Genomic DNA, 5,992 nt, shown 5'->3' on the forward strand with positions numbered 1-5,992 from the left:
ACACAAACACCAACATCTCCGTCCGGCCACCCTTCCCACCAACCCAACGCCGTAATCACACAGCGCTCGTCAGCAGAAGCAGGTCACCAGACCAACTACTTCCCTCGCAGATACACAGTTTGAAAGAACAAATCCCTCACCCCGGGCCAGTCGCCCAACCAGGGGCACCACCTCATCGGTGATGGGATCCGCCGATTCCGCGGCGAGGGCGACGAAGATAGCGGCCGAAGCCGCTGTGTTCAAGCCCTGCCTTTTCGGCGAACCGGCGAGTCCGTGGACCGCGTCGGCGAGGCGCTATCTATGAGCCCCGCCGGCCGGTGTCAACGCGATGACGGTGGGGGCGCGTCATGGCAGCCATCCGATGCTGCATGCTTGACGCGCCCGCCTCCGCATCATGCCGCCGCACGCTCCGATTCCACGCCGGCCGGCATCACCTCGAGCCCGTCCGGCCCCGCGGTGACGCGCAGCCGGTCGCCATCCTTCACGCGGCCTTCCAGCAGCAGCCCCGCGAGCTTGTCCTGCAGGCTGCGCTGAATGACGCGCTTGAGCGGCCGCGCGCCGTAGGTCGGATCGTAGCCCGCCTCCGCCAGCCACTCCCGCGCGCCGGCGTCGAGCTCCAGCGTGATCTGCCGGTCCGCCAGCAGCTTCAGCAGGCGCGCAAGCTGGATGTCGACGATCGCCGCCATGTCCCCGCGCGCGAGGCGACGGAACAGCACGATCTCGTCCAGCCGGTTCAGGAACTCCGGCCGGAACCGCTCGCGCACCGCCCGCATCACGGCCGGGCGCGCCTGCTCGACATCCGCCGTCTCCGGCAGCTCCGCGATGGCCTGGCTGCCGAGGTTGGACGTCAGCACGATCATCGTGTTGCGGAAATCCACCGTCCGCCCCTGCCCGTCCGTCAGCCGCCCGTCGTCGAGGACCTGCAACAGCACGTTGAAGACGTCGTCATGCGCCTTCTCGACCTCGTCGAAGAGGATCACCTGGTAGGGTCGGCGCCGCACCGCTTCCGTCAGCGCGCCGCCCTCGTCGTAGCCGACATAGCCCGGAGGCGCGCCGATCAGCCGCGCGACGGAGTGCTTCTCCATGTACTCGGACATGTCGATCCGGGTCATGGCGCGATCGTCGTCGAAGAGGAAGCTCGCCACAGCCTTCACCAACTCGGTCTTGCCGACGCCCGTGGGGCCAAGGAACAGGAAGCTGCCGATCGGGCGGTTCGGATCCTGCAGCCCCGCCCGCGCACGGCGCACGGCCTTGGAGACGGCTTCGAGCGCCTCCTCCTGCCCGACCACGCGGGTGCGCAGCTGGTCCTCCATCTTCATCAGCTTGGCGCGCTCGCCCTCGAGCATCTTCTCGACCGGGATGCCGGTCCAGCGGCTGACGACGGAGGCGATGCCCTCTTCCGTCACCGCCTCGTTCACCAGGCGGCCGTCGCTGTCGCCGGCCTCGGCCAGCTTCTTCTCGAGGAAGGGGATGGTGCCGTAGAGCAGCTCGGACGCCTTCGCCAGGTCGCCGCGGCGCTGCGCGAGCTCCACTTCTGTCCGCGCCTTGTCGAGTTCCTCCTTCACCTTCTGGCTCTGGACGACCTTCGACTTCTCCGCCTCCCAGCGCTGCGTCAGCTCGCGCGAGCGCTCCTCGAGCTCCGCCACTTCCTTCTCCAGCCGCTGCAGGCGGTCGCGCGACGCCGCGTCGTCCTCCTTCTTCAGCGCCTCGCGCTCGATCTTGAGGCGCATGAGGTCGCGGTCCACCGCGTCCAGCTCCTCGGGCTTGCTGTCCACCTGCATGCGCAGCCGCGAGGCGGACTCGTCCACAAGGTCGATCGCCTTGTCGGGCAGGAAGCGGTCGGTGATGTAGCGGTTGGAGAGCGTCGCCGCGGCGACGAGCGCGCCGTCGGTGATGCGCACGCCGTGGTGCAGCTCGTACTTCTCCTTGATGCCGCGCAGGATGGAGATCGTGTCCTCCACGCTCGGCTCGCCCACGAAGACGGGCTGGAAGCGACGCGCCAGCGCCGCGTCCTTCTCGACATGCTTGCGGTACTCGTCGAGCGTGGTCGCACCCACGCAATGCAGCTCGCCGCGGGCAAGGGCCGGCTTGATCAGGTTCGAGGCATCCATCGCGCCATCGGCCTTCCCCGCGCCGACGAGCGTGTGCATCTCGTCGATGAAGAGGATGATGTCGCCGGCGGCTTCCTCGACCTCCTTGAGGACGCCCTTCAGGCGCTCCTCGAACTCGCCGCGATACTTGGCGCCGGCGACCATGGCACCGAGGTCGAGCGCCATGACGCGCTTGTCCTTCAGCGCCTCCGGCACGTCGCCCTTGGCGATGCGCAGCGCGAGGCCCTCGACGATCGCGGTCTTGCCGACGCCCGGCTCGCCGATCAGGACGGGGTTGTTCTTGGTGCGGCGGGCGAGGACCTGGATGGTGCGGCGGATCTCCTCGTCGCGGCCGATCACCGGATCGAGCTTGCCGTTCTTCGCGGCCTCCGTGATGTCGCGCGCGTATTTCTTCAGCGCGTCGAACTGGTCCTCGGCGTTCTGGCTGGTGACGGTGCGGCCCTTGCGCAGCTCGGCCACCGCCTTCTCGAGCTTCGCGGGCTCGACGCCGGCCGAGCGCAGGGCGCGCGCCGCCGGGCTCTCCACCGCGACCAGTGCCAGCAGCAGCCGGTCCTGCGCGACGAACTCGTCGCCGGCGCGCTGCGATGCCTGCTGCGCGGCGTCGAGGACGCGGATGATCTCCGGCGTGAACTGGGGCTGGCCGGCGCCGCCGCCCGAGACCTTGGCCTGCTTCGCTAACTCGGCCTCGATGGCCTGCTTCGCGCGGTTCGGGTCGCCGCCGGCATTGCGGATGAGCCCGGCCGCGGCGCCCTGCTCGTCGTCGAGCAGCGCCTTCAGCAGGTGTTCGGGCGTGACGCGCTGGTGGTACTCGCGGATCGCGATGGTCTGCGCGGCCTGCAGGAACCCGCGGGCGCGATCCGTGAACTTCTCGATGTCCATCCTCTTGATCCCTCTCTTGAGCGGACCTGGGCCCTCCGTCCCCGATCGGGCGGCGGAAGGTCACCTCTTCCCGAAATAGTGGTATCCGGCAGCAGCGCGGTTCAAGGGGCGACGCATGCGTATCGAGCGGATCACCCGCTTTCCGGTGAAGGGTCTCTCGCCCGAGCTTCTCGAAGAGGTGATGCTGGAGGCCGCGGAGGGCCTGCCTGGCGACCGGCGCTTCGCCTTCGCGCAGGGCGACAGCCCCTTCGACCCGGCCGATCCGAAATGGCTGCCAAAGCGCAACTTCGCCTGTCTCGCCGTGAATGCGCGCGCGGCCGCCGTGCATGCCGCCTTCGATCCGAGGACCAACACGCTGGCCCTGCGGGCCGAGGGACAGCCGCCGCTACTCGCCGATCTCTCGGCCGAGGCAGGGAGGCAAGCGGCAGCGGAATGGATCACCGCCTTCCTGGGCGAGGAGGCGCGCGGCGCCTTGCGGCTCGCGGAGGTGCCCGGCCACGCCTTCACCGACATCCCGCAGAAGGCGGTGTCGCTGATCGGCATGGCGTCGGTTGCGGACCTCGGGGCGCGCGCCGGGATGGTGCTCGACCCGCTGCGCTTCCGGGGCAACATCCTGTTCTCGGGCGCCGCCGCCTTCGCTGAGCTTGACTGGGTCGGGCGGGAGATCCTGCTCGGCGGCGCGCGGTTGCGCGTCTTCAAGCGCACGCAACGCTGCGCGGCCACGGAGGTGAACCCCGGCACCGCCGAGCGCGACGCGCTGGTGCCGCGCTGGCTACGCCAGCACTACGGCCACGCCGACATGGGCGTCTATGCGGAGGTGCTCGAGGGAGGGCGCATCGCGGTGGGCGATGCGCTGGAACTGCTCGACTGAGCGGCGTGAGGGGAGGGGTAAGTCCCTCCCGGCGCGTCAATCCTGCTGGCGCGGATCCGGCCGCTCGGCGGCCAGTTCGGGCTCGCCGTCCGGCGCATGGCCGTTCGCCTGGCCGCTGACCTCGGGCTGGTCGCCGGCCTCGGGCGCCTCCTGCTCGGGGCCGTTCTGGAAACGACGCTGCTGGTGCTGCTGGTGCTGGCCCTGCTGCGCCTGGTTCATGGCGTTCAGGATGCGGAAGTAGTGCTCGGCGTGCTGGAAGTAGCTCTCGGCCATCACCCGGTCGCCGGCGCCCGTCGCGTCGCGGCCGAGCTGGAGATACTTCTCGAAGAGCTGCTGCGCGGTGCCGCGCAGGCGGATGTCCGGACCGTTGCTGTCGAAGACGTGGTTGCGGTTCAGCGGCTGGTGGCCGCTGCCGCCCCCTCCGCCGCCGCCGTGGCGGAAACCGCCGCCACCCCCGCCGCCATGGCGATGACCGCCGCGGCCGCGCATGCGCTTCATGTTCATCTGTCGGGCGTTCGCCGTCTCGCAAAGGCGCCACGGGCGGGATCATCCCGTCCGGGAACGCGCTATCACCGGGTTTCATCGCTGCGACCGCCGGGGCTGGGGCTGCCGAACAGGCGGCAGACCGGTGCGACCGACGCTGCCAGGCTGCCAAGGCAGCCCGGGACGCGCTAGCAACCTAATGCCGCCGGGCGCGGCCGCCAATGGGTTTTTTCTGCCGGGTCAGGCGGCGGACCGCAAAACCAAGGCACGTTCGATCCCGCCCAGATCGGCCCGGCAGCCCGCCGGGCGCAGCCCCGCGCCGAGCGCGAGCGCCTCCACCGCCCCCCGCTGGCCGGCGCCGAGCTCCAGCACGGCGGCCCCGCCCGGGGCGAGCAGCCCGGGCAGGATCGCGGCCAAGTGACGATAGGCGTCGAGCCCGTCCGCCCCGCCATCGAGGGCCGAGCGCGGCTCGTGCCGGGCGACCTCCGGCATCAGCCCGGCGATCGCGCCCGACTCGATGTAGGGCGGGTTGGAGACCACGAGGTCGAACCGCCCGGCCAGCGCCTGGGCCCAGTCCCCGGCCAGGAAGGCCGCGCGGCCAGCCAGCCCGTTGCGCCGGGCATTGGCGGCGGCCAGCGCCGCGGCCGCGGGCACCAGGTCCACGCCGATGCCGAAGGCGTTGGGCCGTTCGGACAAAATCGCCAGCAGCAGGCAGCCCGTCCCGGTGCCGAGGTCGAGCATGCGCAGCGCCGCGTGTTTCGGACAAATCTCCAGCGCCGCCTCGACCAGGGTCTCGGTGTCGGGGCGAGGGATCAGGGTGGCGGGGGAGACGCCGAGGTCGAGGGTCCAGAATCCCTGCGTTCCAACGATATGCGCGACGGGGGTGGCGGCGAGGCGGGCCTCGATCGCGGCCCGGAAGCGGGCGGCGGCGGCGGGCGGGACGGGGGCGCCGGGGTCGCGCAGCAGCGCCTCGGCGGTGGTGGCCATGGCGTGGCCGAGCAGCAGCCGGGCTTCGAGGCGCGGGTTCTCGATCGCGGCGGCGCGCAAGACCTGGCCGGCCTGGCAGAGGAAGGCGCCGACGGTCTCGCCGGGGTCGCAGGACATGGGGGCGTGGTCTCGAAGGGGTCTCTGGACAGTAAAGCGGCTTTGGCGCGTCGGGGCTGTCGGTGGGCGAGCCAAGCGATTGATCCGGCGCGGATCCTGGCGCCGGCCGCTTTGGCACTTTCCCGCCCTCCTTGCGGCGGAGAGGGTTGGGAGGAGAGGGCGTGGGAAGGGTGGCAGCAGGAAAGATCATAACAGGAACATGGCGCCGGCCGCGACGGAAATCGACCGAGCCGTCAGCCGGCAGGCCGACCAGCAGGTCGGCCGGGAGCGGAGCGCATCACGAGAACGGGCAGCCTCACGCCACTCCCCACACGACCAGTGCGGCGGCGGCGAAGCCCAGATGGGCCCCGCCATGGGCCAGAACCGCCGCCAGCAGGTCGCGGCGCGCGAAGAGCCAGCCGAAGACAAGGCCTGCCAGCGCATTCGCCAGCAGCGTCCGGAGCACGGCGCCCGCCCCGGGCGGCGCGCCCGCGGCGCCCAGCGCCGGCAGGTGCGCGACGGCGAAGAGCAGGGCGGCGCCCGCCACGCCCGCCAGCACGCAGCT

The 5,992-nt window shown here is 71.1% G+C and carries 5 protein-coding genes; 1 reads left to right on the forward strand and 4 read right to left on the reverse strand.

From position 1 onward, the window contains the following. Positions 1 to 392: 392 nt before the first annotated feature. Positions 393 to 2,990 carry an ATP-dependent chaperone ClpB gene (gene clpB, locus L2I40_RS17725; RefSeq protein ID WP_237216522.1) on the reverse strand — a complete coding sequence of 866 codons (2,598 nt, stop codon included), beginning with the start codon at positions 2,988 to 2,990 and terminating at the stop codon, positions 393 to 395. A gap of 115 nt (positions 2,991 to 3,105) precedes the next feature. On the opposite strand from clpB, the gene L2I40_RS17730 reads away from it, so the two are divergent. Next, positions 3,106 to 3,861 carry an MOSC domain-containing protein gene (locus tag L2I40_RS17730; RefSeq protein WP_237216523.1) on the forward strand — a complete coding sequence of 252 codons (756 nt, stop codon included), beginning with the start codon at positions 3,106 to 3,108 and terminating at the stop codon, positions 3,859 to 3,861. A 36-nt stretch (positions 3,862 to 3,897) separates the two neighbouring features. Here L2I40_RS17730 and L2I40_RS17735 read toward each other — a convergent pair whose 3' ends face one another. The 3 genes from L2I40_RS17735 to L2I40_RS17745 all read right to left on the reverse strand — a co-directional run. Continuing rightward, the gene (locus tag L2I40_RS17735) at positions 3,898 to 4,365 is read right to left on the reverse strand and encodes a DUF4167 domain-containing protein (protein WP_237216524.1); all 468 of its coding nucleotides are present in this window, start codon (positions 4,363 to 4,365) and stop codon (positions 3,898 to 3,900) included. A gap of 219 nt (positions 4,366 to 4,584) precedes the next feature. Then, complete coding sequence (gene prmC, locus L2I40_RS17740) at positions 4,585 to 5,448, reverse strand: peptide chain release factor N(5)-glutamine methyltransferase (RefSeq protein ID WP_237216525.1); 864 nt, start codon at positions 5,446 to 5,448, stop codon at positions 4,585 to 4,587. A gap of 295 nt (positions 5,449 to 5,743) precedes the next feature. After that, positions 5,744 to 5,992: CPBP family glutamic-type intramembrane protease (locus L2I40_RS17745; protein ID WP_237216526.1), on the reverse strand; the 249-nt coding region annotated here is incomplete at its 5' end.

Origin of the sequence: Falsiroseomonas oryziterrae (genome assembly GCF_021864505.1) — a bacterium.
Taxonomy (GTDB): domain Bacteria; phylum Pseudomonadota; class Alphaproteobacteria; order Acetobacterales; family Acetobacteraceae; genus Falsiroseomonas; species Falsiroseomonas oryziterrae.